Raw genomic sequence first — 25,046 nt, forward strand, 5'->3', positions numbered from 1 at the left:
GGATTATATTACAGCAGTTGCCAATCGCGCAGAACCAGCTCTACTTCTTGCGCTGTCCAACGATTGTGCGCGGCGAGCATCAACAACGCGGTTGCGGTTTCCAAATTGCATTTGCCACCTTGAATCGCTCCCGATTGTCGCAGCGCATTGCCTTGCGCATACACTGCCGCCGCACAACCTTGCTGCACTTGGCTGATGTTGAGTAGCAGCTTGCCTTGTTGCGTAAACTGGGCGATGGCAGCGAGCAAATCGCTATCGTTGGGCGCGTTGCCGTGTCCGTATGACAACAAAATCGCGGCATCAGCATCAAACGTGTTGAGCGCGTACGTGGCAGCCTGCACCGAGTGAGCAGGAATCAACAACAAAGGCAACACGCGAATATTGGGATTGAATGCGCGATTTAAGTGCAGGCTGCTTTGCTGGGACGCGATAGATGGTGCAATTGATTCATCATTCCACACGCCAAAATGCGCATTAGCAAAGCCTGCATCGGTTTCGGTGCTGACTTTGCTGCTGCCCACCGCGCGAAATAAATCGCCATTAAACGCGAGCAACACTTGGCGCACGTCATCGCGCAGCAAGGCATTGACGGCGGTGAGCAGGTTTTTGGGCGCATCGCTATCGTCTGTGCCAAACGGTTTTTGCGAGCCTGTCAAAATAAGTGGTTTGTCCAATTTGCCTAACGCCAGCGCAAACAAATTAGCGGTGTAGGCAAGCGTGTCTGTGCCGTGCAAAACCAACATGCCATCGTATTGCGGCAATTTTTGTTGCACGATTTCAAGCCACTCTGCCCAATGCTGCGGCGACACGGCAGAACTATCGATGAGCGGTTCGCAAACGTGCCAATCCAAGTGCAGGCTGCTTGCGTAGGGCGCGAGCGCGGTGTGGACGATTTGCGTATCGGGGCGCAAACCGTGTTCGCTTTGCGTCATGCCGATTGTGCCACCTGTGTATAAAACAAAAATTCTTTTCATGTGCAGGCTGCTTTCTAAATTAAACCGTTGATTTTGCGATGATGATGACGTTTGTATTGCCAAATATAGCCCACCACAACAGGAATCAACGCCAAAATGCCTTTAAACCACCAAGTTGCATACCAAGGACGCGGCGGCAACAACACGCTGCCATCAGCCGCAGGCAAAACATCGCGCAGCATGAACCAATCCAGCCACGGCGTCCAACACAAAACCAACACGCCCAACAGCAACGGCACGAGCCAACGAATGCGGTCGGCTTGCCACAGCAAAAACGCAGCAATCGCCCAAACAGCATTGAAGCCCAAAATCAAAAACGTATATTTAACCGATGCGGCGGTTGCCCAACCAGCCAAAAAATACGTCAGCACCAAATACAGCAGTGCCAAGATTGCCATAATCACTTCTTCGGGTCGTTTGAACATGGTTTTGCTCCTAATCAACAAGGTGGGTCGTAGGGCGGAATATACCTGAAATTTCGGTAGCCTGCACGTTGAGAGTGGTTATATAATACGCGCCGTTTTTACTATTTAACCAGTCGGAGCAAACAAAATGGCATTACACGTTATCAACCACCCACTTGTAAAACACAAATTAACCCTAATGCGCGAAGCCGATTGCAGCACAGGCAAATTTCGCACTTTAACCAAAGAATTAGCGCGTTTGATGACTTATGAAGCCACGCGCGATTTTTGTGTGGAAGAATACGAAATTGACGGCTGGTGCGGCAAAATGACAGGCGAGCGCATCAAAGGCAAAACCGTTACCGTTGTGCCGATTTTACGCGCAGGCTTGGGTATGTTAGACGGCGTGTTGGATTTGATTCCAAGCGCGAAAATCAGCGTAGTGGGTTTGCAGCGCGATGAAGAAACCTTGCAACCCGTGTCGTATTTTGAAAAATTGGTGGACAAAATGGACGAACGTCCTGCCTTGATTATTGACCCAATGTTGGCAACTGGCGGTTCTATGGTCGCAACGATTGACTTACTCAAAAGCAAAGGCTGCAAAAACATAAAAGCGTTGGTGTTGGTGGCTGCGCCCGAAGGCGTAAAAGTCGTGAGCGATGCCCACCCCGATGTAACGATTTTTACCGCTGCGTTGGATAGTCATTTGAACGAAAATGGCTACATCATTCCAGGTTTGGGCGACGCGGGCGATAAGATTTTTGGCACGAAACACGCGTAAACATTTATCCATAAAAAGTGCAGGCTGCTTTGTAAACTAATAAAGCAGCCTGCACATCTACATCACACAAAGGATTCACATCATGGCTTTTAAAGAAAACTTGGTACAAATGCCCGACATCGCCCATTTGAGCGGCTTGGACGTTTGCGATGAAACAGGCGCAGTGTTGCACCACATTCCAGCGGTAGAAGGCAAATTGGGTAGCCTAAAATTGTATAACGCCTTGGCAGAACAATTTAACGGACAACTCAACGCCGCCGCCGCGCAACAAGGTTTGGACTGGTTTGCCGAACACGTTGCCGATGCCCAAGCCAACCGAGGCAAGCACCCGAACATTGATTTGCTATTTAAAGTGCAAAACGAAAACTTGACCTATCGCCTTAACCCCATTCGCGCATAGTGCAGGCTGCTTATGAAACCCTATCTTGACCTTATGCAGCACGTTTTGGCGCACGGCAACGACAAATCCGACCGCACAGGCACAGGCACGCGCTCGGTGTTTGGCTATCAAATGCGCTTTAATTTGGCGGACGGCTTCCCTGTTTTGACGACCAAAAAACTGCACCTAAAATCCATTATTCACGAATTGCTTTGGTTTTTGCAGGGCGATACCAATATCCGCTATCTGCAAGAAAATGGCGTCAAAATTTGGGACGAATGGGCAGACGAAAACGGTAATTTGGGGCGCGTATATGGCGCACAATGGCGTTCATGGCGCGGCGCAAACGGCGAAACGATTGACCAAATCGCCAACTTGGTAGAGCAGATCAAACGCAATCCCGACAGCCGCCGTTTAATCGTGTCGGCATGGAATCCAGCCGAAGTAGATGACATGGCATTGCCGCCTTGCCACGCGCTGTTTCAGTTTTATGTGGCAGATGGCAAATTGTCGTGCCAGCTCTATCAACGCAGCGCAGACATCTTTTTGGGCGTGCCATTCAACATCGCCAGCTATGCCTTGCTGACCATGATGTTGGCGCAAGTGTGCGGCTTGCAAGCAGGCGAATTTGTGCATACTTTGGGCGACGCGCATTTGTATCGCAATCACTTGGAGCAAGCGCAACTGCAATTAAGCCGCGAACCACGCTCGCTGCCCAAAATGCGAATCAACCCCAATGTGCAAGACATTTTTGCCTTTACATTTGACGATTTTGAATTGGTGGATTACGACCCACATCCGCATATTAAAGCCGATGTGTCGGTGTGAATAAACAAAGTGCAGGCTGCTTTTTATACTTGAAAAAGCAGCCTGCACTTTATCTATCGCATCACATTCGCCCAATCCTGTTCAAAATACGCCACCAATTTTTGGTTATTCAAATAATTTGGCTCAACTTCGCGCCGTGCCATATCGGGCGGAAAACGGAACATTTCTGCCAGCGTAGGCGTGTCCAAAAAGCGCGTTGGCACGTCAATTTGGGCAATAGGCTGCCACTGCCCTGCTCTATCTGCCAACACAAAACCCCATTCGCCAAAACTCGGCACATAGGCATGATACGGCGCGGTGCGTAGCCCTGCTGCTTCCAAAGTCGCCACCACCGACCAATACGCATTGGGCGCGAAATACGGCGATGTGGACTGCACCACGATTTTGCCACCGTCCGCCAAATGCCGCGCCACCGAACGATACATCGGCACAGAATACAATTTGCCCAACGCAAAATTGGACGGGTCGGGCAAATCAATAATAATCACGTCAAATTGCTCGCGATTGCTTTCCAGCCATTGCGCGGCATCGGCGTTCACAATGCGCGTTTTGGCGTGATTGAGTGCGTTTTGGTTGAGCGCAACCAGTTTGGCAGACGTTTGAAATGTGCGCGTCATGTCGGGGTCTAAATCCACCAAAGTAAGCTGTTGAACATTTGGGTATTTTAAGACTTCGCGTGCTGCCAAACCATCGCCGCCGCCCAAAATCAACACGCGCTGATGTTGTGCTGCCATTTGCATGGCTGGGATAACCAAGGCTTCGTGATAACGGGCTTCATCACGCGATGAAAACTGCAAATTTCCGTTAATATACAATCGTGTATCGTCTTTCCATTGTGTTACCACCAAGCGTTGATAGGGCGAATGGCTTTCGTAAACCACGGGGTCGCCAAAATAACGCTGCTCGGCTTGCAACACCCAGCGATTGGCGTAAACAAAAGCCATTGCCAACATTGCCAACACCAGCCAGCCACGCCAATGCAGCTTGGCATAGTTCGGCAACTGGACGCGAAAGGCTTTGGCGGTCAGCACGGCAACGGCGGCGTTGAGCAAGCCAAACAGCAAAGCGGAACGTGCCATGCCGAGCTTGGGCGCGAGAATCAGCGGAAACAGCAGCGACACGGCTAGTGCGCCCATGTAGTCAAAAGTGAGAACGCGCGAGACAATTTCTTTGAAATCGGCTTCTTGTTGATTGAGTACGCGCATGACAAGCGGGATTTCCATGCCGACAATCGTGCCAACCAGCAACACCAGCGCATAGAGCAAAGTGCGAAATGGTGCGGCGGCAAAGCCAAACGCGGTAAACAAAAACAATGCCGACAATCCGCCCAGCAGTCCAACCAGCAATTCAATTTCTATGAAGCGCGTGAGTGCGTCTTCGTCTTTGATGTAGCGCGTCAGGTGCGCGCCAATGCCCATGGAAAACAAATACAAACCGATGATGAACGAATACTGGAAAATGCTGTCGCCCAGCAAATAGCTCGCCAATGCCGCTATGATGAGTTCGTATGCCAAGCCGCAGCTTGCCACAACGAATACGGACAAAATAAGGGTGCGCGATAGTTTCATAATCAGACCTAGATAAGCGTGCAGGCTGCTTTTTGCGTGATTTAAAAAGCAGCCTGCATTTTTTGGTTACATCAATGCCAACGCATTCAAACATTTTTCACGCAAACCATTTTGCGGTGTGAGCGTGGTGTTTGGCAATTCCAACGTGTACGGTGCGCCCGTTTTGTCGGCTTGCAACACGCGATACGTCAGCAAACTGGCTAATTTATCAACAGGTGTACCCTGCGGATAATCGCGATACGAAATATTTTCGCTGTGTTTCGCTGGCGGCGGCTCGTCAAACACCTTGTCCATCAACTCGCCGCGTTTGGCGTACACTTTCCACGCAACGTGTTGCAAACTCGCACCATCTTGATGATTTTTCAAATAGGCAATGTCTTCGCCGTGTGCGCCAGCTTGTTGTGGCGTTTGTTCGGGGTCGCCTTCTGCCACCGTACCGAAATCATCGTGCGACAAAGGTGCGGCAAATGCCACCGCGTCCGCCTGCCATTCGACGCGACATTCTGCATGAAACAAACCAAACGGCGCAGAAGTTGCCAATTTCAACAACAATGGGCGCGGAAAATAACCACGCCGCTCAATCGGAATCGCCCAAATGCTTTCGGCAATGTGCAGGCTACTTGAAAGCTCGACGCGTTGCCAAATGGAATGTTGCGTTTCATCGTGTTCGTCCAGTTTTAGCGCGTATTCGCCACGCCACCACAGCACACGAAAACGCCCGCCGCCATGCAATCGCACCAACACATCAGCTGTTTGCCCAGCGAAAACTTCATCGGAAAACACCAATTCCGTTTGCAAACCAAGCAACTGACGGCGCGTCTGCAAAGCCGCCACGCCAATAAATCCCACCACCCAAAAGCACACCGCATACGCCACATTCACTTGATAATTGACCGCGCCCACCCAAATTGCCGCGCTCAACGCCAACAGCGAAACGCTCAATTTCGTTGGGCGCAACGCAACGTGTCGCCCCGAAATCGTGCCTTCTTGCGCCAGTTGTAACATTTCTTTTGGTTTAAATTGAAACATTTACACCGCCACTTGTCCCAAAATTTCCGCTAAAACCTTACTGCTGTTTTGTTGCTGCAACGATTGCAAACGATGATTGCCCACCGACACCCAAACCGCTTTCACGTCTTCGGGCAGCACAAAATCACGTCCTTCCAAAAATGCCCACGCTTTTGCCGCATTCGCCACCGCCAAACCTGCACGCGGACTCAAACCCAACGCAAACACCCCAGCACGGCGCGTTGCTGCCACCAAACGGTAAATATACGCCGCCACCGCTTCCGATACCGTAACTTGTTGCACTTGCGCTTGCCATTGCAACAATTTTTCAGGCGTGCCGACTGCTTCAATTTTGTGAACCAGTTGGCGGCGGTCGCCCATGTGATACAACATTTTTTCCGCTTCTTCAACAGGATAGCCCATGCTCAAACGCATCATAAAACGGTCTAATTGGCTTTCAGGCAGGGGGAATGTGCCAAGTTGTTCAGACGGATTTTGCGTTGCCACCACCAAAAACGGTTTCGGTAAACGGTGCGTTGTGCCGTCCACCGATACTTGACCTTCTTCCATTGCTTCCAGTAGCGCAGATTGTACTTTTGGCGACGCGCGGTTGATTTCGTCCGCCAACATAAATTGATTGAACACAGGGCCTGGGTGAAATTTGAACGAACCGTCAGACGGCATAAACACATTCACGCCCAACAAATCCGCAGGCAGCATGTCATTGGTAAATTGCACGCGCTGATATTTCAAACCCAACACCGCCGCCAACGAAGTCGCCAACGTGGTTTTGCCCACGCCTGGTACGTCTTCTAGCAAAACGTGTCCGCCTGCCAAAATGCTCGCAATCAGCTGTTTTAGCACGGTTTCCTTGCCCAAAATCACGGTGTTGAGTTGTTGAAACAGTGAAGTAAATTCTGCGTTCATGAAGTTTCCTTGTTGTTTTGATTGGATTGTTGGGGCACAACCCAAGCTATATCGTGCTTATTATTGCAACAAATGTGCAGGCTGCTTTTTGTGAGCATTTATGCCTACGGCATACCCTTTTATACCCAAATCAAAAATTTGGACAAAAGGGCAAAAAGCAGCCTGCACTTTAATAATCATATTGATTATTCAATATTCAAGCGTTCCAAACGATAGCGCATCGAACGGAAACTAATCCCCAGCATTTTGGCGGCTTGAGTGCGGTTGTTTTGCGTCAATCGCAGCGCGTATTGCAGGATTTGGCGTTCAATGTCGTCCAAATAATCTTGAATTTGGGTGTTACCCATTTGGAAGTTGGGCAAACCGTTTACCACTTGATGTTGGTTGCCTTCGAGCGATTCTGGGTCGATTTGGTTGAGTGGGTCTACGTTAATTTGCAAATCGTCCACATCAATCAGGCGATTGCTGCACAGGGCAACGGCGCGTTCCAAAATGTTTTCCAGTTCGCGGAAGTTGCCTGGGTAGTTGTAGCGCAACAGGGCTTCACGCGCGTCTTCGGTCATGGCAACTTCGCTATCGCCTTGATGACGGCGCAAAATGTGTTGGATTAAGCCCCACAAGTCTTCGTGCATATCGCGCAGAGCTGGCATATTCAGCGTTACCACGTTCAGGCGATAGAACAGGTCTTGGCGAAATGCGCCGCTTTCTACCAATGCAGACAGATTTTTGTGCGTGGCGGACACAATGCGGACATCAACTTTGACTTCTTGCGCATCACCAATTCGGCGCACGGCTTTTTCTTGAATGGCACGGAGTAATTTGACTTGCATGGCAAGCGGCAAATCTGCCACTTCGTCCAAGAACAATGTGCCGCCGTGTGCGTGTTGGAAAAAGCCCAAACGGTCTTGGTCTGCACCTGTGAAGCTGCCTTTTTTGTAGCCAAAAAATTCGCTTTCCATTAAATTTTCGGGAATTGCACCACAGTTTACAGCGATAAACGGTGCATCTTTGCGTGGCGATAATTCGTGTATGCTGCGCGCGGCTTGCTCTTTACCCGAACCGCTTTCGCCCGAAATATAGACAGGCACAACGGCACTGGCAAGTTTGCGAATCATCTGGCGCACGGTTTCAATTTGTTGCGATGAACCGAGCAGGCGCGGCAAATCAGCATCGCTTTGTAGGGTTACGCCACTATTTGTTGATGCAACGGCTGGTACAACATCATCGGGCGTGATGTTTTTGCTGCTGGCGTTTTTACGGCGCGTGGGAGCGCGTGCGGTTGTGCTGCGTTTGGCGGTTTGCGTGTAATCTTCGGTTAGGCTATCGGCAGCAGCTTGCCAGTCGGCACTATCGCCCCAATCACTGACGGCGGCTTCGTGGCTCAAAGCAGCCTGCACTTTGGCTGGCTCGGGTTCGGGCGTAACGGTTTTAGGTTGGCTAATCGGTGCAGGCTGCTTGCTTTCGTCTTGCACTTTAATCGCCGATTTAACCAGCGTTCGCAGTTGTGCCAACGTTATCGGTTTTTGCAGATAATCAAACGCGCCAATTTTGAGTGCTTGCACGGCTTGGTCGGCATTGCCATACGCAGTGATGACAGCAACAGGGGTATCGTTGTTTTGCGCGACAATGTGTTCTACCACGCTCAAACCCGAACCATCTGGCATACGCATATCGGTTAGCACCAGCGAATAGCGGTTGGCATCGAGCTTTTTCTTGGCAACAACCACGCCTTCTGCTGTGTCCACCGCTAGACCCATTTTCATTAAGGTCATTTCCATTAAATCGCGGATATCGGATTCATCGTCCACAATCAAAACGGGGCGATTCAAACTGTGTTTGGTCATGATAATTTCCTTGGCATAATCAGTTCAAAGGCTTTGTTTTTACCGTCGTATATTAAATCGCCTTTGTTGGCATGAGCTAATTCATGTGAAACGTATAATCCCAATCCCGTTCCTTCTGCCTGATTGGTTTGGAACGGTTCAAACAAGTGTTCCAATATTTTTGGGGCGACACCTGGCCCGTCGTCTTGAACGCGCAAATGAATGGTGTCGCCATCTGGGATAATGCTCACCACAACGCTATCGCGCTGCTTTTTGCTATGTCGCCACGCATTGTTGCACAAATTCCACACAATTTGTTGCAAATGCGCGATGTCAAATTCTGCGGTTAAGCATTCTTTGGGTAAATCCACACGCAAGCAGCCTGCACTTTCGGGGCGCGTTAATTGAAATTCTTGCATAAACCCAAACCAAAACTTGTGTAGGTCGATGGTTTGCGGATTCAAACGGTCGCGTTTATTGAGCGTGGACACGTCTTCAATCATTTTATCTACCCGAGCAATATTTTTTTCGATGATATTGGTTAAACGTGCAACCAACGGCAAATTGTTCTCGTTGTTCTCTTTAAGCAAGTCGTTGGCTTGGCGCATGGCAGACAAGGGATTGCGAATTTCGTGCGCCAAATTAGACGTGAGCAAACCCAGCGAAGTGAGTTTAACCGTTTGTGCTTCTTTTTGCCGTTCCTGCTCGGAGCGGATAAACAGCATCAATAATTCGGTGTTTTCTTGCACCAATGGCACGGCGCGAACGTGCATGGGTTGATACATCAACACACAATTGTCTTCAAATATGCGTGCAGGCTGCTTTCGCCATTTTTGAATAATTGAACCAAATGGCTCAACTGTTTTACCCACGGTTAAATAAGGGATATATTGCTGCGCTTGGTCATTAAACAGCCAAACCTGTTGTTGCGCGTCCAACACAATCACCGCTTCTTGCACACGGTTTAGCACAATATGGTTCAATCCGCTCATTCGCTCGAATGCGGTTTTGTGGCGCAAAATTCGCGCATCGGCACTGGCTAGATATTCTGCCGAAAACGAAGTCAGCAAGGGTACTAAATAACACGCCGCTATCAAAACTATTTGACTAGTCAGCAGGTTTAAGTTATCCCGCACAACAAACGATGAAAATGGTTGCAGATGCCAAAACACATCAAACGACACCAGCAGCGCGACATAGCTGCCATACAACAACGGAAAGCGACCATAACTCAGCAAACACGAAGTCGCCAAAAAAGGCAAAACCAAAATCGCAAAACCCGATTCTACACCGCCAGCCAAAAAGACCAAGGCGGCAATCATGCTGATGTCGATAACAGAGCTGATGTTGGGCAGTTTATTTTGTCCTTGCAGTTGCCACTCTGGTCGAAATAGGCTCACACCAATTAACGCGCTATACGCAATACACCAAATTTTTATCCATGCCATGTTTGTAATCAATGGCAAATAAGATTGGTTACCAGCGATACCCACCAAATTGCTCACAACGGCAATAAAAATTAGTAGAGAAAACAAAATAGCAATCCGCGCAATATTGATTAAGCCAATCATGCGGTGGATTTGTTCTTCCCAATTATGGTGTCTTCGTTCTGCTGTTTGTTGCATGAATTCTTCTCGCTTAAATGATGCGTTGCAGGCTGCCTGCAATATCCAAAATTTTGCCTTTGCGTCCGCGTTTATTGACAATATCGGAAACGTGCAATGTTTCATGCGACACACCACTGCGTTTCCCCACAATTTCCAACGTGTAATCAGGCGTATTGACCATTTTCATCAATACCAATTTATCATCGTCTTGCAAACTAATCAGCTGCAAACCGCGTCCTTTCGCCATAATCTTCATTTCGCCAATCGGAAACGCGAGTAAACGATTTTGCGCCGTCGCCAACACGATTTTGCAATCAGGGTTAATCAACGAAGACAAATACACTTTTTCAGGCAGCAACGCCACTTCGCCGCTTTCCAACATCATGATTGTTTTGCCAGCTTTCAAGCGCGAATGCAAATCTTCCAATTTACAAATAAATCCATAACCACCTGAATTGGCAAGTAAATAATGTTCATCAACCGAGCCAGCAATCATCGTCAAAACACTAGCGGCTGCCTGAATATCAATCAACGAACCCACAGGCACACCATCACCGCGCCCTTTCGGCACATCGGCAGGGTCAATCGTATAGCTGCGCCCCAACGTGTCCAACACAATCACAGGCTGCACCGTGCGCGTTTCCAAAACTTGTTGCAAATCATCGCCTTCCTTAAACGCGATTTGCGACAAATCCACATCATGCCCAGCACGAGCGCGAATCCAACCTTTTTGCGACAAAATCAGCGTAATTGGTTCATCGGCTGTGGTTTGCGTCAGCGTGGCGCGTTCGGCGGCTTCCACCAATGTGCGGCGTTCATCGCCAAATTGTTTCGCGTCTGCCTGCATTTCCTTGATAATCAATTTTTTCTTATCATTTTCATCGGCTAACAAATGTTGCAGGCTGCTTTGTTCATCGCGCAACTCATTTAATTCACTTTCTAATTTAATCCCTTCCAAACGCGCAAGCTGACGCAAACGAATTTCCAAAATGTCTTCCGCTTGAATTTCCGTCAAATTAAATTTAGCGATTAAATCCGCTTTCGGCTCGTCCGATTCGCGAATAACTTTAATAATTTCATCAATATGCAAAAACGCAATCATGCGCCCTTCCAAAATGTGAATGCGCTTTTCCACCGCGTCCAAACGGTGTTGCAAACGGCGCGTAACCGTCGCCACGCGATAATCCAGCCATTCTTGCAAAATCGTTTTCAGATTTTTTTGTGCTGGGCGATTGTCCATGCCCATCATCACAAGGTTGATAGACACATTGCCTTCCAAACTGGTTTGCGCCATCAGTGTGTTAATGAAATGTTCAGGCTCAACGCGGCTGGATTTCGGTTCAAAAACAAGGCGTACGGGGTGTTCGCTGTCGCTTTCATCGCGCACTTTTTCAATCAAATCCAACATCAATTTTTTCGTGTTCAGTTGGTCTTGATTGAGTTGTTTTTTGCCCGCTTTGGGTTTGGGATTGGTTTGCTCTTCAATTTCCGCCAAAATTTTCGCGGCAGACGTATTCGGTGGCAATTCCGACACAATCACGCGCCATTGTCCACGCGCCATTTTGTCAATCTCGTAACGCGCACGAACACGCACCGAGCCTTTGCCCGACTGGTAAATGTTTTGCAAATCTTTCGCTGATGTGATGATGTGTCCGCCTCCAGCAAAATCGGGCGCAGGGCAATATTTCATTAAATCAGCTACTTCCAAATTCGGCTTTTTCAACAACACAATCGCCGCTTGGGTTACTTCATTCAAATTGTGAGACGGAATTTCAGTCGCCATGCCCACCGCAATACCGCTTGCGCCATTCAACAAAACCATTGGCAAACGCGCTGGCAACGACACGGGTTCATCAAATGCGCCGTCATAATTCGGCACAAAATCCACCGTGCCTTGATTGATTTCAGACAGCAACAATTCCGCAATCGGGGTCAAACGCGCTTCGGTGTAACGCATTGCCGCCGCGCCGTCGCCGTCTCGTGAGCCGAAATTGCCGATGCCATCAATGAGCGGATAGCGCAATGTGAAATCTTGCGCCATGCGAACCATGGCTTCGTAGGCGGAACTGTCGCCGTGTGGGTGGTATTTACCCAAGATTTCGCCGACCACACGCGCCGATTTCACGGGTTTTGCACCGTGCGCCAAACCCATGTCTTTCATGGCAAATAAAATGCGGCGTTGCACGGGTTTTTGTCCGTCTTGCACGGCTGGTAAGGCGCGTCCTTTGACCACGCTCATGGCGTATTCTAGGTAGGCACGTTCGGCGTAATCGGCTAGGTTTAGGGTGTCGGCTGAAACAATCATTACAATATTATATGAATAGATAAAGGGGTCTATTTTAAACGAAATGCAGGCTGCTTAACAAATGTAAAGCAGCCTGCACTTTAACTGTGAGTATTTAATTAGTCTTTCTTCGCAGCAGAGAACTGACGGCGACGCTCTTGTTCGCTCAAATAGCGTTTACGCAAGCGGATAGAAAGGGGCGTGATTTCCACCAGTTCGTCATCATCAATAAACTCAACCGCGCTTTCCAAAGTCAATTTAATTGGCGTGGTCAGGCGCACCGCTTCGTCCGTACCACTCGCGCGAACATTGGTCAGTTTTTTACCTTTCAATGGGTTTACCACCAAATCGTTATCGCGGCTGTGAATACCGATAATCATACCTTCGTAAATTTTATCGTTTGGCGACACGAACATGCGACCACGGTCTTCCAAGTTCCACAACGCATAAGCGACCGCTTCGCCCTGCTCTTGCGACACCATCACACCATTGTGTCGCCCAGGCATATCAGGTTTCACAGGCGCGTAATCGTCAAACACGTGGCTCATCAAGCCTGTACCGCGTGTCATCGTCATAAATTCGCCTTGGAAACCAATCAAGCCGCGCGCAGGAATGTGGTATTCCAAACGTGTGCGACCGTTACCGTCACTTTCCATATTCGTCAATTCGCCACGGCGGCGACCCAATTCTTCCATGACCGCACCTTGATTCTCATCAGGCACATCGACAGTCAAATTCTCGTAAGGTTCGCATTTTTCGCCGTTGATTTCACGGAACACAACGCGTGGTTTACCCACAGCCAATTCGTAACCTTCACGGCGCATATTTTCCAACAAAATCGTCAAATGCAATTCGCCACGACCAGACACACGGAATACGTCAGCATCTGCCGTATCTTCGACGCGCAACGCCACGTTGGTCAGCAATTCTTTAGTCAAACGGTCGCGGATTTGGCGAGACGTTACAAATTTACCTTCTGTGCCTGCCAATGGGCTGGTGTTTACCATAAAGTCCATGGTCAAAGTTGGTTCATCGACACTCAACATTGGCACGCCAACAGGATTTTCTTTATCGCAAATCGTTACGCCGATACCGATTTCTTCAATACCTGAAATAATCACGATGTCGCCCGCTTCCGCTTCGTCTTGCGGTACGCGTTCCAAACCTTTGAAGCCTAACAATTGGTTGATGCGACCCGTAGCCACTTGTTCTTCGTGATTCATTACAGCAACTTGCATACCTGGGCGGATTTTACCGTTCAACACGCGACCAATACCCAAACGACCCGTATAGTTATCGTAGTCTAGTTGCGAAATTTGCAGTTGCAATGGGGCTTCAGCGTCGCCGCTAGGAGCTGGTGTGTGTTTCAAGATTGTGTCAAACAATGGACGCATATCGGTTTCAGTGCCGTCTTCTTCCAAACGTGCGAAACCGCTCAAGCCTGAAGCGTAAACGATTGGGAAATCCAACTGCTCATCAGTTGCGCCCAAAGCATCAAATAATTCAAATGTTTGGTCGATTACCCAGCTTGCACGAGCAGACGGTTTGTCAATTTTGTTAATTACCACAATCGGTTTCAAGCCCAAAGCCAACGCTTTTTTGGTTACGAAACGAGTTTGTGGCATTGGACCTTCTTGCGCGTCCACCAACAGCACCACGCAATCCACCATACCCAAAACGCGCTCCACTTCGCCACCGAAATCCGCGTGTCCTGGTGTGTCTACGATGTTGATGTGATAGCCGTTGTATTCAATGGCGGTATTTTTTGCCAGAATCGTGATGCCACGTTCTTTTTCCAAATCGTTGCTGTCCATCACGCGCTCATCAACTTGTTGATTTTCGCGGAATGTGCCAGATTGGCGCAATAATTGGTCAACTAATGTGGTTTTGCCGTGGTCCACGTGGGCGATAATGGCAATGTTACGAATATTTTTCATGTTAAATTAAATCTTTGTGTACGAATGAGTAAAACGCGCCATTGTATCATAAATTTAAGCAAACAACTTGTATAAAGATAGCAATGCAGGCTGCTTTTAACATGGTAATTTTTATTTTGATACATTATAATTACGTCATAATTTTTTACCTTAAAACCAACACACAGTACTTCATTATGAACATCACTACCGAAAAAAGAATGAACGTAGAGAGCTTTAATTTGGACCATACCAAAGTAAAAGCCCCCTATGTGCGCCTTGCCTGCATCACAGATGGCGACCACGGTGATATTATCTATAAATACGACTTGCGCGTTTGCCAGCCCAATCAAGACCACATGGATATGCCGTCTTTGCATTCGCTGGAACATTTAATGGCAGAATTGTCGCGCAATCATTCCGATAAAATTGTGGACATTAGCCCAATGGGTTGCCAAACAGGCTTTTATGTAACCTTGTTGAATTTGCCCGAATACCAAGACGCACTTAACTTAATTGAAAAAACACTACGCGATGTCGTAGTGGCGACCGAAGTCCCTGCTTGCAACGTAGTGCAATGCGGTTGGGCGGCAAGTCACAGTTTAGAAGGCGCACAAAAAATCGCGCAATATTTGCTCGATAATCGCGTACAATGGGAGGAAATTTTCGCATGAGTCAGCAAGAATTAGATTTGTTTCATCCACAAATTATTGGCGTGATTGGCGCAATGGAAGCTGAAATCGCTTATTTGCGCAGCATCATGCACAACGTCAAAACACATCGTTTTGGACGTGATATTGTAATTTACACAGGACTTTTGTTTGATAAAGATATTGTGTTATGCCAGTCTGGCATCGGCAAAGTAAATGCGGCTATTGCCACCACATTGCTTATTGAACACTTTACACCTGATTGCGTCATCAACACAGGCTGTGCAGGTGGCGTTGGTGCAGGCTTAAAAGTGGGTGATGTGGTGATTGGTACACACATCATGTACCACGATGTTGATGTTACACCGTTTGGTTATCAATATGGTCAAGTACCTAAATTGCCTGTATTTTTCAACAGCAATAGCACTTTGATGTATGTGGCAGAACAAGCCGCAACAGTATTTAAAACTGCCAACGTAGTGCGCGGTTTGATTGTGAGTGGTGATTCGTTTATTCACAGCAAAGAAGATATTGCGCGTATCAAGAAACAGTTGCCTAATCCGCAAGCAGTAGAAATGGAAGCCGCTGCCATTGCACAAACTTGTTTTGAAATGGGCAAGCCATTTGTCATTATCCGCGCCATGTCGGATAGCGCGGAAGATGATGCAAAAGTGAGTTACGATACATTTTTAGTAACAGCATCGGGAAACTCTGCTCGCATGGTACACAAAATGATTCGCGCGTTTAGCGAAGAATAAATCTGTTAAACAATACCAAGCAGCCTGCACTTTTTGTCAAACCAAAGTGCAGGCTGCTTTTTAATCAACCAAATTATAAACCGTGAACTTGGAAACGTTCTTCAATCGGGTTAAACGCTTTTTCGCCAGCAGGTGCAGCAATGCCGCCAAACACCAACTGTGCGCGTAAAGTCCAATCGGCAGGGATATTCCATGTTTTTGCTACTTCTGCGTCAATCACAGGGTTGTAGTGCTGCAAGTTCGCGCCCACGCCTGCTGCGGCAAGCGTCGTCCAAATCGCGTATTGCGTCATCGCGTCCGCGTGGTCTGCCCACACAGGGAAGTTGGCTGCATAAGCCACAAATTGCTCTTGCAAACCTTTGACTACTTTTTGGTCTTCAAAGAACAACACGCTGCCTGCTGCTGCTTTAAACATATTCAATTTGTCTTCGGTTGGCTGGAAGTTTCCCGCAGGCACGATTTTACGCAATTCGTTGATGGCAATGTCCCACAATTTTTCGTGTTCCGCACCAAACAAAACCACTGCACGAGTGGATTGCGAGTTAAAAGACGATGGTGTGTGCTTAATCGCGTGTTCTACGATTTTTGCGACTTCGCTGGCTGCAATCGGCAAATCTTTGTTCAAAGCGTAAACAGAACGGCGTATTTCGGCGATTTGTTGCAGAACTTGTACTGACATAATCCTAATCCTTCTATTAAGAGTGAAAAAAACACTTGTATGATAACGATTTCGCGTTATTTTGAATAGCTATTTATGGTTTAAACAATCTTTCCTGTTAAGAAAACATCGCCTAGCGCAAGCAGCCTGCACATTGGGCCATGCTACAATTTGCGCCGATTCTTTCAATCCAGCCAACTTTGCTTGCGCCGAACGTGAAAATTTTTACCGCCGCCCATCCTTTGAACGCAGAAGAACGACTAAACGGCGGCGAATCGGGTCAGCCTGTTACGATTGGCGATAATTGCTGGATTGGCGGTGGCGCGATTATCAATCCAAATGTTACGTTGGGGAATAATGTCGTGGTCGCTTCGGGCGTGGTGGTGACGAAATCGTTTGGCGACAATGTGTTGATTAGTGGCTGCCCTACGCGTGTGATTAAAGAGTTGAAATAAATAGTCTGACTCAAAAGCAGCCTGCACTATTTCGCGTGCTATAATTTTGCCCAATTTTTTATTGAAGTAAACACAATGCAACCCGATTTCACGCGCCCTATTCTCGCCATTGACACCAGCACCACTTTTTTATCGCTCGCGCTACACAAAAGCAGCCTGCACTTTTCGTTTCACAAAGAAGTCGGCAACAAACAATCCGCGCAAATTTTGCCGCGCATTGCCGAATTATTCGCGCAAGCTGATTGCACGGCGGTGGATTTGGGCGCGATTGTGTATGCGAAAGGTGCAGGCGCGTTTACAGGTTTGCGGATTGGCGTGGGCGTGGCACAAGGTTTGGCGACACCGTTTGGCACGCCGATGATTGGCGTACCGTGTTTGGACGCGGTTGCCTATCAAATTCCCAATCATGAATGCGTGTTAGCCGCTACCGATGCGCGAATGGGCGAAGTGTTTTACGCATGGTTTGACACGAAAAATCATCGCCGTTTGAGTGATTACAGCGTAGGCAAAGCCAGCGAAATCGCGCTGCCTGAAAACCAAATCGCGGAAAACGCAAAAGGCGTGGGCAATGCGTTTGCGCTTACCGAACCGCCAGCATTTTCGGGCAACTTAAATATGCCGACTGCGGCGGATTATTTGGCGTTGGCACAAAGTGGGCGTTATGTGGCGTGTGCGCCTGAATTTGCCAAATTGCTGTATATTCGCGATAAAATTGCGCTGACGGCGGCGGAACAGGCAGCGCGGAAAGTGCAGGCTGCTTAAAAATGAAATTAACCCACCCAACAGGCAAAGCCGCCGAAGACCGCGCACTCGCCTTTTTGCAAACACAAGGCTGCAAACTCGTAGCACGGAATTGGCATTGCCCTTACGGCGAAATTGATTTAATCATGCGATTGGGCGATAAGTTATTATTTATAGAAGTGAAATTCCGTAAATCCGCCGCGTTTGGCGGTGCAGCATACAGCATTACCTCCAGAAAACTCGCCAAATTGCAACGCAGTATAGAATATTATTTACAAATCAACCAATTAAACACCCCATGCCGTTTAGATGCCGTTTTGCTGCAAGGCAACAATGCACCGCAATGGCTAACCAACATCACAGGATAATCCACATGAATTTACAAGAACGTGTTAGCGCACATTTTGAAGAAAGCATTAAAGTCAAACAGTTAGCGCAAGAAGTATTGAGCGAAGCCACCGCCGAAGCCGCTATACTGATGTTCAACGCATTAACCAACGACGGCAAAATTTTAGCGTGTGGCAATGGCGGTTCAGCCGCCGACGCGCAACATTTCGCCGCCGAAATGACAGGACGATTTGAGCAAGAACGCATGGAATTAGCCGCCGTCGCGCTGACCACCGATACGTCCGCGCTGACCGCCATTGGCAACGACTACGGCTTTGACCATATTTTCAGCAAACAAGTTCGCGCATTGGGGCGCGTTGGCGACGTGTTAATCGGCATTTCCACATCAGGCAATTCGGGCAACGTCATTGAAGCAATTAAAGCCGCCCACGAACGCGACATGAAAGTCGTGGCGTTCACAGGACGCGACGGCGGAAAAATCGCCGCAATGTTGAAAGACGGCGACGTATTACTCAACGTGCCGTATCCGCGCACCGCTCGCATTCAAGAAGTGCATATTTTGTTGGTTCACGCGATTTGCGACAGCATTGATACGATGTTGATGGACGGCATAGCATAAATCATCATTCAAAGTGCAGGCTGCTTTGTTGTTTCCTGAACAAAGCAGCCTGCACTTTCAAACATATAGCGAATTGATACAAAACACGTTAAAATCCAGTTCTTCCGTAATTGACTAGACGAGATAAATGATGACTACCTTACCCTATCGCCTTAAATTGGTTGCTACTGTTTTAACCGCCATATTCGTACTAAACGGCTGCGTGGCGGCTGCATTGGGTACGGCTGCTGTTGGCGTAAATTCAATTGCCGACCGCCGCAGCACAGGTTCGCAAACCGATGACGAAGTGATGGAATTGCGCGTTAAAAACAATGCGATGACAGCCATCAAACAAATCAACCCACAAACAACCGCATCCGTGTCAGTTGTTAGCTACAACCGAAAAATCCTTTTGCTGGGGCAAGTGCCAACCGAAACCGAGCGACAAGCTGCCGAGCAAGTTGCACGCAGCGAAAAAAATCAAGAAACTGTGTACAACCATATTCAGCTATCTTCTGCGAATCGCACCCTATCCAATATCAACTACGATACATGGATAACATCAAAAATCCGCAGCCGCTTGTTTACCGTGCCGGACGTGTACGCAGGGCATGTCAAAGTGGTTACATATAATGGCATTACTTATTTACTGGGTGTTCTAACACCGCAACAACAAGCCGCAGTAGTAGAACGCGTTAGCACCACTTCTGGTGTACACCGTGTCGTTACTTTATTTGAAAATTATCAGCCATCGTCCGCCACACAAACCAGCAATACCGTGCAATAATTAAAAGCAGCCTGCACATTGGAAACCTCATGTCAAAAAATGTAAAACCCCAGAAACGCCGTATCACTTTCGCCAATATTATGATTACCTTATTGGCGTTAGGTACATTCACCGTAGCTGGATTGATTTATTTGCTTTACCAAGAAATCAGTCGAACACCACAAACCACAGCCGAAAATTATCAACAACAGCAAGAGCAAGCAAAGCAAATTCAAATTTTATCGCCAGATGGCAAAGTGAGCACACAAAGCGCATCTGCTCCTATTCAGCCTGCAAACAAAATAGCCGCTATTGATGAAATCACACAAGCAGCTTCTGAACCAACAGAAGAAATAACCCAAGCCGAGCCTGTTGCGGCACCACCTACTCGCAGGCAAACCAAAAAACCTGTCACTGCAATTGAACCTGTAACAGAAGTTGTACAAGAGCGTGCGTTAGAACCAACTAATAAACTGCAAATCCAACAAGCTAGAGAACTTACACCTAATCCGATCCCAGTTCGCCGACAAGAAGCAGTAGAGCGTACGCTAACGCCTATGTCCAATAGCGGCGGACAATCTAATTCAGGTGATGCCACAGGCGCGTTATTTGGCGAATAATTTGCTTGACATATTAGTAGCTAGTCTGTATCATGTAAATCTTTCGGGTCGTTAGCTCAGTCGGTAGAGCAGCGGACTTTTAATCCGTTGGTCGAGCGTTCGAATCGCTCACGACCCACCAGATAAATCAAAGAGTTAGGTTTTGTACTTAACTCTTTATTTTTTATTGTGTACGTTTTGTGGACGTATTTTGCATAAATCAAACTAATCCGCAGTGGGCAATTTCACCCAAAAATAAACTAAATAAATGGCTTTATCAAAAAAGGCATACTACTACAAGTATGCCTTTATATTTTTTGTTGGTTACACTCGATTTCTTTATGAATATAGTTAGTAATGTTTCAACAGCTTTATACTTCACTTGATTCAAAGCTATCACAACAAGAATTCCGTATGGTGTATTATAGTGAATTAAATTTAGATTAGTACCGCGTTGCCAACTCCCTTATGTACTAGCTGTACACGGCGGTCGTTGTCACCTTGTCCTAATCTAAATTTAAACCACTATAATAAGAAAATTTTGATTCTGTCATCCCCAAAAGAGTAACTTAATACAATACAACTTCAAATAAAAAGCAGCCTGCACTCTTGTATCATCAAAAGTGCAGGCTGCTTTTCTATACATCACGCCAATGTTTAGGCTTTTTTATCTTTGCTCAAAGACATTTTGATTACTTGGAACGCAAAGAAGCATGCGCCACTAATAAACACCAAGTCAGACAAAGTACGAATCCAGCGGAACATTTCCAAGAATCCTTGTTGAACGAACTCTTCGCTGCGTGCATACCACAAACCATGTGTAATAGACGCTGCTGCTTGGAAAATACCGATTGGCAACAAGCTAGATACAATCATGCCAACCAAGCCACCGTTCAGCAACCAGAAGCCGATGGTCATTTGTTTTTCGTTGTAAGTAAAGTCTGGCTTGATGTAGCAGCCAACCAACAACACAAAACCCAATGCCAAGAAGCCATACACACCAAACAATGCTGCGTGAGCGTGTACTGCAGTGGTGTTCAAACCTTGCAAGTAGAACAATTGGATAGGTGGGTTAATCAAGAAACCAAATACACCTGCGCCCAACATATTCCAGAATGCTACGGCGGTGAAGCACATCAAAGGCCAACGCAAACGCTTCATCCAAGGTGCAGCGTGTTGATAAGACCAATGTTCATACGCTTCATGACCCAACAGAATCAATGGCACAACTTCCAATGCAGAGAACGATGCACCTGCCGCCATTACTGGTGTGGTTGTACCTGTAAAGTACAAGTGGTGGAATGTACCAGGTACACCGCCTACCAAGAACAAACTGCCGGCAACCAATGATGCGGTTGTAGCCGATTTGTAGCTCACCAAGCCCAAGTTGTAGAAAATAAACGCCAAGGCTGCGGTTGCGAATACTTCAAAGAAGCCTTCCACCCATAAGTGAACCACCCACCAACGCCAGTATTCCATAACTGCCAAAGTCGTGTGTTCACCATAGAACAAGCCTGGTGCATAGAACGCGCCTACGCCCACAATCGATGCTACGAAAATCGTCAGCAAGTTTTTGTCGCCGCCTTGTTTGAACGCTGGCAACGCGCAACGCAACATCAAGAACAACCACAACAAGAAACCAACAGTTAGCAATAATTGCCAGAAGCGACCCAAGTCCAAGTATTCGTAACCTTGATGACCAAACCAGAAGTTTGCGCTACCAGACAATTTGTTCAACACGATAGAAGTGAAGTTACCTGCATACGAACCTGCTACCACAATAAACAATGCCACATACAGCAAGTTCACGCCCAAAGCTTGGAATTTAGGGTCTTTGCCACCGTTCAACACAGGGGCAATGAACAAACCAGCAGTCAAGAAACCAGTCGCAATCCAGAACAAGGCAGATTGCAAGTGCCAAGTACGCGCCAACGAGTAAGGCAAAATGTCAGACAATGGAATGCCATAAAAATGCTGACCTTCAATCGTGTAGTGCGCCACCAAGCCACCCAACAAAATTTGCACGATGAACAAAATCACAGTCAAAGCAGCGTATTTCCACAACGCTTTTTGTGATGGAGTCAATACAATTTTTGCCAATGGGTCAGCCGCCGGTGCTTCTGGCTCTTTTTCATGACTACGCAAGAAGTGGTAGCCCCAAACCAAGAAACCCACACCCATCAACAAGAACACCACAGACGCAAACGACCACATATAGTTTTCAGTTGTCGGTTTGTTATCAATCAACGGCTCGTGTGGCCAGTTGTTGGTATAAGTTGCTACTGAACCTGGGCGATTTGCCGATGCTGTCCAAGAAGTCCAGAAGAAGAAGCGAGTTAAGTTTTTACGCGCTTCTGCATCAGGCAATGTATTGGTTTTCATGGCAAAATTGTCGCGTGTTTTGTCATACGCAGGATTGTCGCCATACAAATCAATGTAGTATTGTGAAACTTGCTCAATCGCTTTTACACGTGTATCAGACAATTTAACTGTGCCTGATTCATCCATTGCGCTTTGTTCACGGTATTCGGTTTTCAAACGGAATTGCAACGCCGCTTTTTGCTCAGTTGTCAATTCATCAAATTTTTTGCCATGTTCGGCTTGAGCGGTCAATTCCAACCATGCCACCAATTCGCGGTGCAAGAAATCGGCTGTCCAGTCTGGGGCTTGGTATGCGCCATGACCCAAAACCGAACCCAACTCCATACCACCTGTACTTTGCCAAGCCGATTGACCTTGCAAAATATTGTCCTTGGTAATAACGGTTTGACCCGATGCTGAAACAAATTGCTCTGGGAATGGTGGTGCTTGACGGTAAACCTCAACCCCCAAATAGCCCAGTAGCCCGAAAGTAATGGTCAGTACACAAATCAATATGTACCACAGCTTTTTATACTGCCCCATGTTGTGCTCCTAAAAATTTTAAGTGGATAAAACGTTATTTACTTCATATTAATTCATTAATTATGAATGTTAAAGATTGTAGCACGATTGTATTGTATTGTTGACACTTTTACCTGAAAAATGTGATTATTTCTTGATTTTTATCATGTAAAAAATATTCATCTATTTAAAAATTCTTAATAATCAATTTTTTAAACAAAACAAAAAGAAATAATCAAATAAAATGAATTATTGATTTTAATCAAAGTACCTAAACCATTCTTAACAGATAATGCATTCAAATTAATTTATGCAAAGATATGCCCAATTTTCTAAAATAATTAATAATTAAGCACTATAAACCTGATGTGACCTTTGGATTAAACGGATTAAAAAAATTAGTCGCAACTGCACAATGCAGGCTGCTTTGATAATATCTTTCCCCTCCATAACATAAGGAACTTAAACCATGAAAATCTGTACTTTAGCTGCTCTTATTGCTTCGGCTTTTGCGCTAACTGCGTGCCAGCAGCCACAAACCTCTGCAAAACCTGCAGAACCCGCTTCTACAAAACCTGCTGAAACAACCGCAGCTTCTAGCCCTGCACAAGCTGCGCCAGCTCAAGCTGCATCTGAACCAGAAGTAGCTGCTGCTGACTTGCCTGTCATTGATGCAGTTTTAACTCATGCGCCAGAAGCACCACCACCAGTTAATCGTAATCATGCTGCTCGCGTGAAAGTGAAAATTGAAATCCAAGAAAAAGTTATGCGTATGGCAGACGGCGTGGAATACAAATTCTGGACATTTGGCGGTCAAGTACCTGGTCAAATGATTCGTGTACGCGAGGGCGATATTGTAGATGTAGAATTTGCTAACCGTTCGGATTCTACTGTGCCACACAACATTGACTTTCACGCAGCAACAGGTCCTGGCGGTGGTGCAGAAGCATCATTTACTGCGCCTGGTCACGTGAGCAATTTCAGCTTTAAAGCCTTGCAACCTGGTTTGTATATTTACCACTGTGCAACTGCACCCGTGGGTATGCACATTGCCAACGGTATGTATGGTTTGATTTTGGTTGAACCAAAAGAGGGCTTGCCACCTGTGGACAAAGAATTCTATGTGGTTCAAGGCGACTTTTATACCAAAGGTAAATACGGTGAAGCTGGCTTGCAACCATTCGACATGGAAAAAGCGATTCGCGAACAACCTGATTACGTTGTATTCAACGGCAATGTAGGTTCTATCGCAGGCGATAATGCACTTAAAGCCAAAGTGGGCGACAAAATCCGCTTATTCGTAGGTAATGGCGGTCCAAATTTGGTGTCTTCATTCCACGTGATTGGTGAGATTTTTGATACCGTTTATGTAGAAGGCGGCGCATTGAAAAACCACAACGTTCAAACCACATTAGTACCTGCTGGTGGCGCGGCAATTGTTGATTTCAAAGTAGATGTTCCTGGTACATACAACTTGGTTGACCACTCTATCTTCCGTACGTTTAACAAAGGTGCGCTGGGTCAAATCAAAGTAGAAGGCGAAGAAAACAAAGACATCTTCTCTGGTAAATTGACCGAAGGTATTTACCATAGCGAAGGTGGTGCGATTCAAACCGCTCCTTTGACTGCTAGCGAAACTGCAAAAGTAGCAGCAGGCCCTGCTACTGCTTCTAGCAAAGAAGACCGCATCAAACTGGGTGAAACCGTTTATAAAGCAAACTGCTTGGCGTGTCACGGCGTAGAAGGTAAAGGCGTGGAAGGTGCATTCCCTCCATTGGCTGAATCAGATTACTTGAACGCGGACTACAAACGCGGTATCCAAGCGGTTGTAAAAGGCTTGTCAGGCGAAATCACTGTAAACGGCAAAAAATTCAACAGCGTGATGCCAGCCGTTGCATTGAATGACGAAGATGCTGCCAACGTATTGACTTTCGTGTTGAACAGCTTTGGCAACAAAGGCGGCGAAGTAAAACCTGAAGAAATTGCTGCTGCTCGCAAGTAATACCACAACGATTACCTTGTAAGTAAAGAAACTGCCTGTAACTCTGGAACGGTTCAGGCAGTTTTAGCGCATTCAAGAAAGGGACATTT

At 47.0% G+C, this 25,046-nt stretch carries 23 protein-coding genes and 1 tRNA gene; 13 read left to right on the top strand and 11 right to left on the bottom strand.

What is annotated here, in order from left to right; genetic code table 11:
- Positions 1–8 precede the first annotated feature (8 nt).
- Positions 9–974, bottom strand: coding sequence for an asparaginase (locus BQ5809_RS09375; RefSeq protein WP_003786815.1), 966 nt, complete (start codon positions 972–974; stop codon positions 9–11).
- A gap of 14 nt (positions 975–988) precedes the next feature.
- Complete coding sequence (locus BQ5809_RS09380; protein ID WP_003786814.1) at positions 989–1,399, bottom strand: hypothetical protein; 411 nt, start codon at positions 1,397–1,399, stop codon at positions 989–991.
- Positions 1,400–1,526: 127 nt separating this feature from the next.
- Here BQ5809_RS09380 and upp point away from each other — a divergent pair, with 127 nt between their 5' ends.
- The 3 genes from upp (at position 1,527) to BQ5809_RS09395 (ending at position 3,366) form a co-directional block, all read left to right on the top strand.
- Positions 1,527–2,159, top strand: a complete 633-nt coding sequence (gene upp, locus BQ5809_RS09385) for a uracil phosphoribosyltransferase (RefSeq protein WP_003786812.1) — start codon at positions 1,527–1,529, stop codon at positions 2,157–2,159.
- An 82-nt stretch (positions 2,160–2,241) separates the two neighbouring features.
- Positions 2,242–2,559 carry a DUF2322 family protein gene (locus BQ5809_RS09390; RefSeq protein ID WP_003786810.1) on the top strand — a complete coding sequence of 106 codons (318 nt, stop codon included), beginning with the start codon at positions 2,242–2,244 and terminating at the stop codon, positions 2,557–2,559.
- Positions 2,560–2,571: 12 nt separating this feature from the next.
- Positions 2,572–3,366 carry a thymidylate synthase gene (locus tag BQ5809_RS09395; protein ID WP_003786808.1) on the top strand — a complete coding sequence of 265 codons (795 nt, stop codon included), beginning with the start codon at positions 2,572–2,574 and terminating at the stop codon, positions 3,364–3,366.
- 53 nt (positions 3,367–3,419) lie between these two features.
- Here BQ5809_RS09395 and BQ5809_RS09400 read toward each other — a convergent pair whose 3' ends face one another.
- The 7 genes from BQ5809_RS09400 to typA form a co-directional block, all read right to left on the bottom strand.
- A complete protein-coding gene (locus BQ5809_RS09400) occupies positions 3,420–4,934 on the bottom strand; it encodes a polyamine aminopropyltransferase (protein WP_003786806.1) in 1,515 nt (504 codons plus the stop codon).
- 66 nt (positions 4,935–5,000) lie between these two features.
- Positions 5,001–5,963 carry a DUF58 domain-containing protein gene (locus BQ5809_RS09405; protein WP_003786804.1) on the bottom strand — a complete coding sequence of 321 codons (963 nt, stop codon included), beginning with the start codon at positions 5,961–5,963 and terminating at the stop codon, positions 5,001–5,003.
- Positions 5,964–6,869, bottom strand: coding sequence for an AAA family ATPase (locus BQ5809_RS09410; protein ID WP_003786802.1), 906 nt, complete (start codon positions 6,867–6,869; stop codon positions 5,964–5,966). It abuts the gene before it with no gap.
- 185 nt (positions 6,870–7,054) lie between these two features.
- Positions 7,055–8,713: a sigma-54-dependent transcriptional regulator gene (locus BQ5809_RS09415; RefSeq protein WP_003786796.1), complete on the bottom strand. Its 1,659-nt coding sequence runs from the start codon at positions 8,711–8,713 to the stop codon at positions 7,055–7,057.
- The gene (locus BQ5809_RS09420) at positions 8,710–10,317 is read right to left on the bottom strand and encodes an ATP-binding protein (RefSeq protein ID WP_003786794.1); all 1,608 of its coding nucleotides are present in this window, start codon (positions 10,315–10,317) and stop codon (positions 8,710–8,712) included. The genes BQ5809_RS09415 and BQ5809_RS09420 overlap by 4 nt, the downstream gene beginning before the upstream one ends.
- Before the next feature lie 13 nt (positions 10,318–10,330).
- Entirely contained in the window at positions 10,331–12,604 is a 2,274-nt protein-coding gene (gene parC / locus BQ5809_RS09425; protein WP_003786791.1) for a DNA topoisomerase IV subunit A, read from the bottom strand.
- Positions 12,605–12,702: 98 nt separating this feature from the next.
- On the bottom strand, positions 12,703–14,520 hold the full coding sequence (gene typA / locus BQ5809_RS09430; protein ID WP_003786789.1) for a translational GTPase TypA: 1,818 nt from the start codon (positions 14,518–14,520) through the stop codon (positions 12,703–12,705).
- A gap of 176 nt (positions 14,521–14,696) precedes the next feature.
- Here typA and BQ5809_RS09435 point away from each other — a divergent pair, with 176 nt between their 5' ends.
- Together BQ5809_RS09435 and BQ5809_RS09440 are read left to right on the top strand one after the other, a co-directional pair.
- A complete protein-coding gene (locus tag BQ5809_RS09435) occupies positions 14,697–15,173 on the top strand; it encodes an S-ribosylhomocysteine lyase (RefSeq protein ID WP_032827749.1) in 477 nt (158 codons plus the stop codon).
- Positions 15,170–15,907, top strand: a complete 738-nt coding sequence (locus BQ5809_RS09440; RefSeq protein WP_003786785.1) for a 5'-methylthioadenosine/adenosylhomocysteine nucleosidase — start codon at positions 15,170–15,172, stop codon at positions 15,905–15,907. Before BQ5809_RS09435 ends, BQ5809_RS09440 begins: the two co-directional genes overlap by 4 nt.
- A 73-nt stretch (positions 15,908–15,980) precedes the next feature.
- Here the strand turns inward: BQ5809_RS09440 and BQ5809_RS09445 are convergent, their stop codons facing one another.
- Entirely contained in the window at positions 15,981–16,586 is a 606-nt protein-coding gene (locus BQ5809_RS09445) for a nitroreductase family protein (RefSeq protein ID WP_003786783.1), read from the bottom strand.
- A 140-nt stretch (positions 16,587–16,726) separates the two neighbouring features.
- On the opposite strand from BQ5809_RS09445, the gene BQ5809_RS09450 reads away from it, so the two are divergent.
- The 7 genes from BQ5809_RS09450 (at position 16,727) to BQ5809_RS09480 (ending at position 20,214) form a co-directional block, all read left to right on the top strand.
- A complete protein-coding gene (locus tag BQ5809_RS09450; protein ID WP_003786781.1) occupies positions 16,727–17,020 on the top strand; it encodes a DapH/DapD/GlmU-related protein in 294 nt (97 codons plus the stop codon).
- Between the two features lie 75 nt (positions 17,021–17,095).
- Complete coding sequence (gene tsaB, locus BQ5809_RS09455; protein WP_003786779.1) at positions 17,096–17,782, top strand: tRNA (adenosine(37)-N6)-threonylcarbamoyltransferase complex dimerization subunit type 1 TsaB; 687 nt, start codon at positions 17,096–17,098, stop codon at positions 17,780–17,782.
- Between the two features lie 2 nt (positions 17,783–17,784).
- Positions 17,785–18,129: a YraN family protein gene (locus BQ5809_RS09460; protein ID WP_003786777.1), complete on the top strand. Its 345-nt coding sequence runs from the start codon at positions 17,785–17,787 to the stop codon at positions 18,127–18,129.
- 5 nt (positions 18,130–18,134) lie between these two features.
- The gene (locus BQ5809_RS09465) at positions 18,135–18,728 is read left to right on the top strand and encodes a phosphoheptose isomerase (RefSeq protein ID WP_003786775.1); all 594 of its coding nucleotides are present in this window, start codon (positions 18,135–18,137) and stop codon (positions 18,726–18,728) included.
- A 130-nt stretch (positions 18,729–18,858) separates the two neighbouring features.
- Positions 18,859–19,494 carry a BON domain-containing protein gene (locus BQ5809_RS09470; protein ID WP_032827710.1) on the top strand — a complete coding sequence of 212 codons (636 nt, stop codon included), beginning with the start codon at positions 18,859–18,861 and terminating at the stop codon, positions 19,492–19,494.
- Positions 19,495–19,523: 29 nt separating this feature from the next.
- Entirely contained in the window at positions 19,524–20,093 is a 570-nt protein-coding gene (locus BQ5809_RS09475; protein ID WP_003786770.1) for a hypothetical protein, read from the top strand.
- A 45-nt stretch (positions 20,094–20,138) separates the two neighbouring features.
- Positions 20,139–20,214, top strand: a tRNA-Lys gene (locus tag BQ5809_RS09480).
- 515 nt (positions 20,215–20,729) lie between these two features.
- Here BQ5809_RS09480 and BQ5809_RS09485 read toward each other — a convergent pair.
- Positions 20,730–22,976 (bottom strand): nitric-oxide reductase large subunit, encoded by a 2,247-nt coding sequence (locus BQ5809_RS09485; protein WP_003786769.1) that lies wholly within the window; start codon positions 22,974–22,976, stop codon positions 20,730–20,732.
- A gap of 448 nt (positions 22,977–23,424) precedes the next feature.
- Here BQ5809_RS09485 and nirK point away from each other — a divergent pair, with 448 nt between their 5' ends.
- On the top strand, positions 23,425–24,957 hold the full coding sequence (nirK, locus tag BQ5809_RS09490; protein WP_003786767.1) for a copper-containing nitrite reductase: 1,533 nt from the start codon (positions 23,425–23,427) through the stop codon (positions 24,955–24,957).
- Positions 24,958–25,046 lie beyond the last annotated feature (89 nt).

Source organism: Kingella kingae ATCC 23330, assembly GCF_900111845.1.
Lineage (GTDB): Bacteria > Pseudomonadota > Gammaproteobacteria > Burkholderiales > Neisseriaceae > Kingella > Kingella kingae.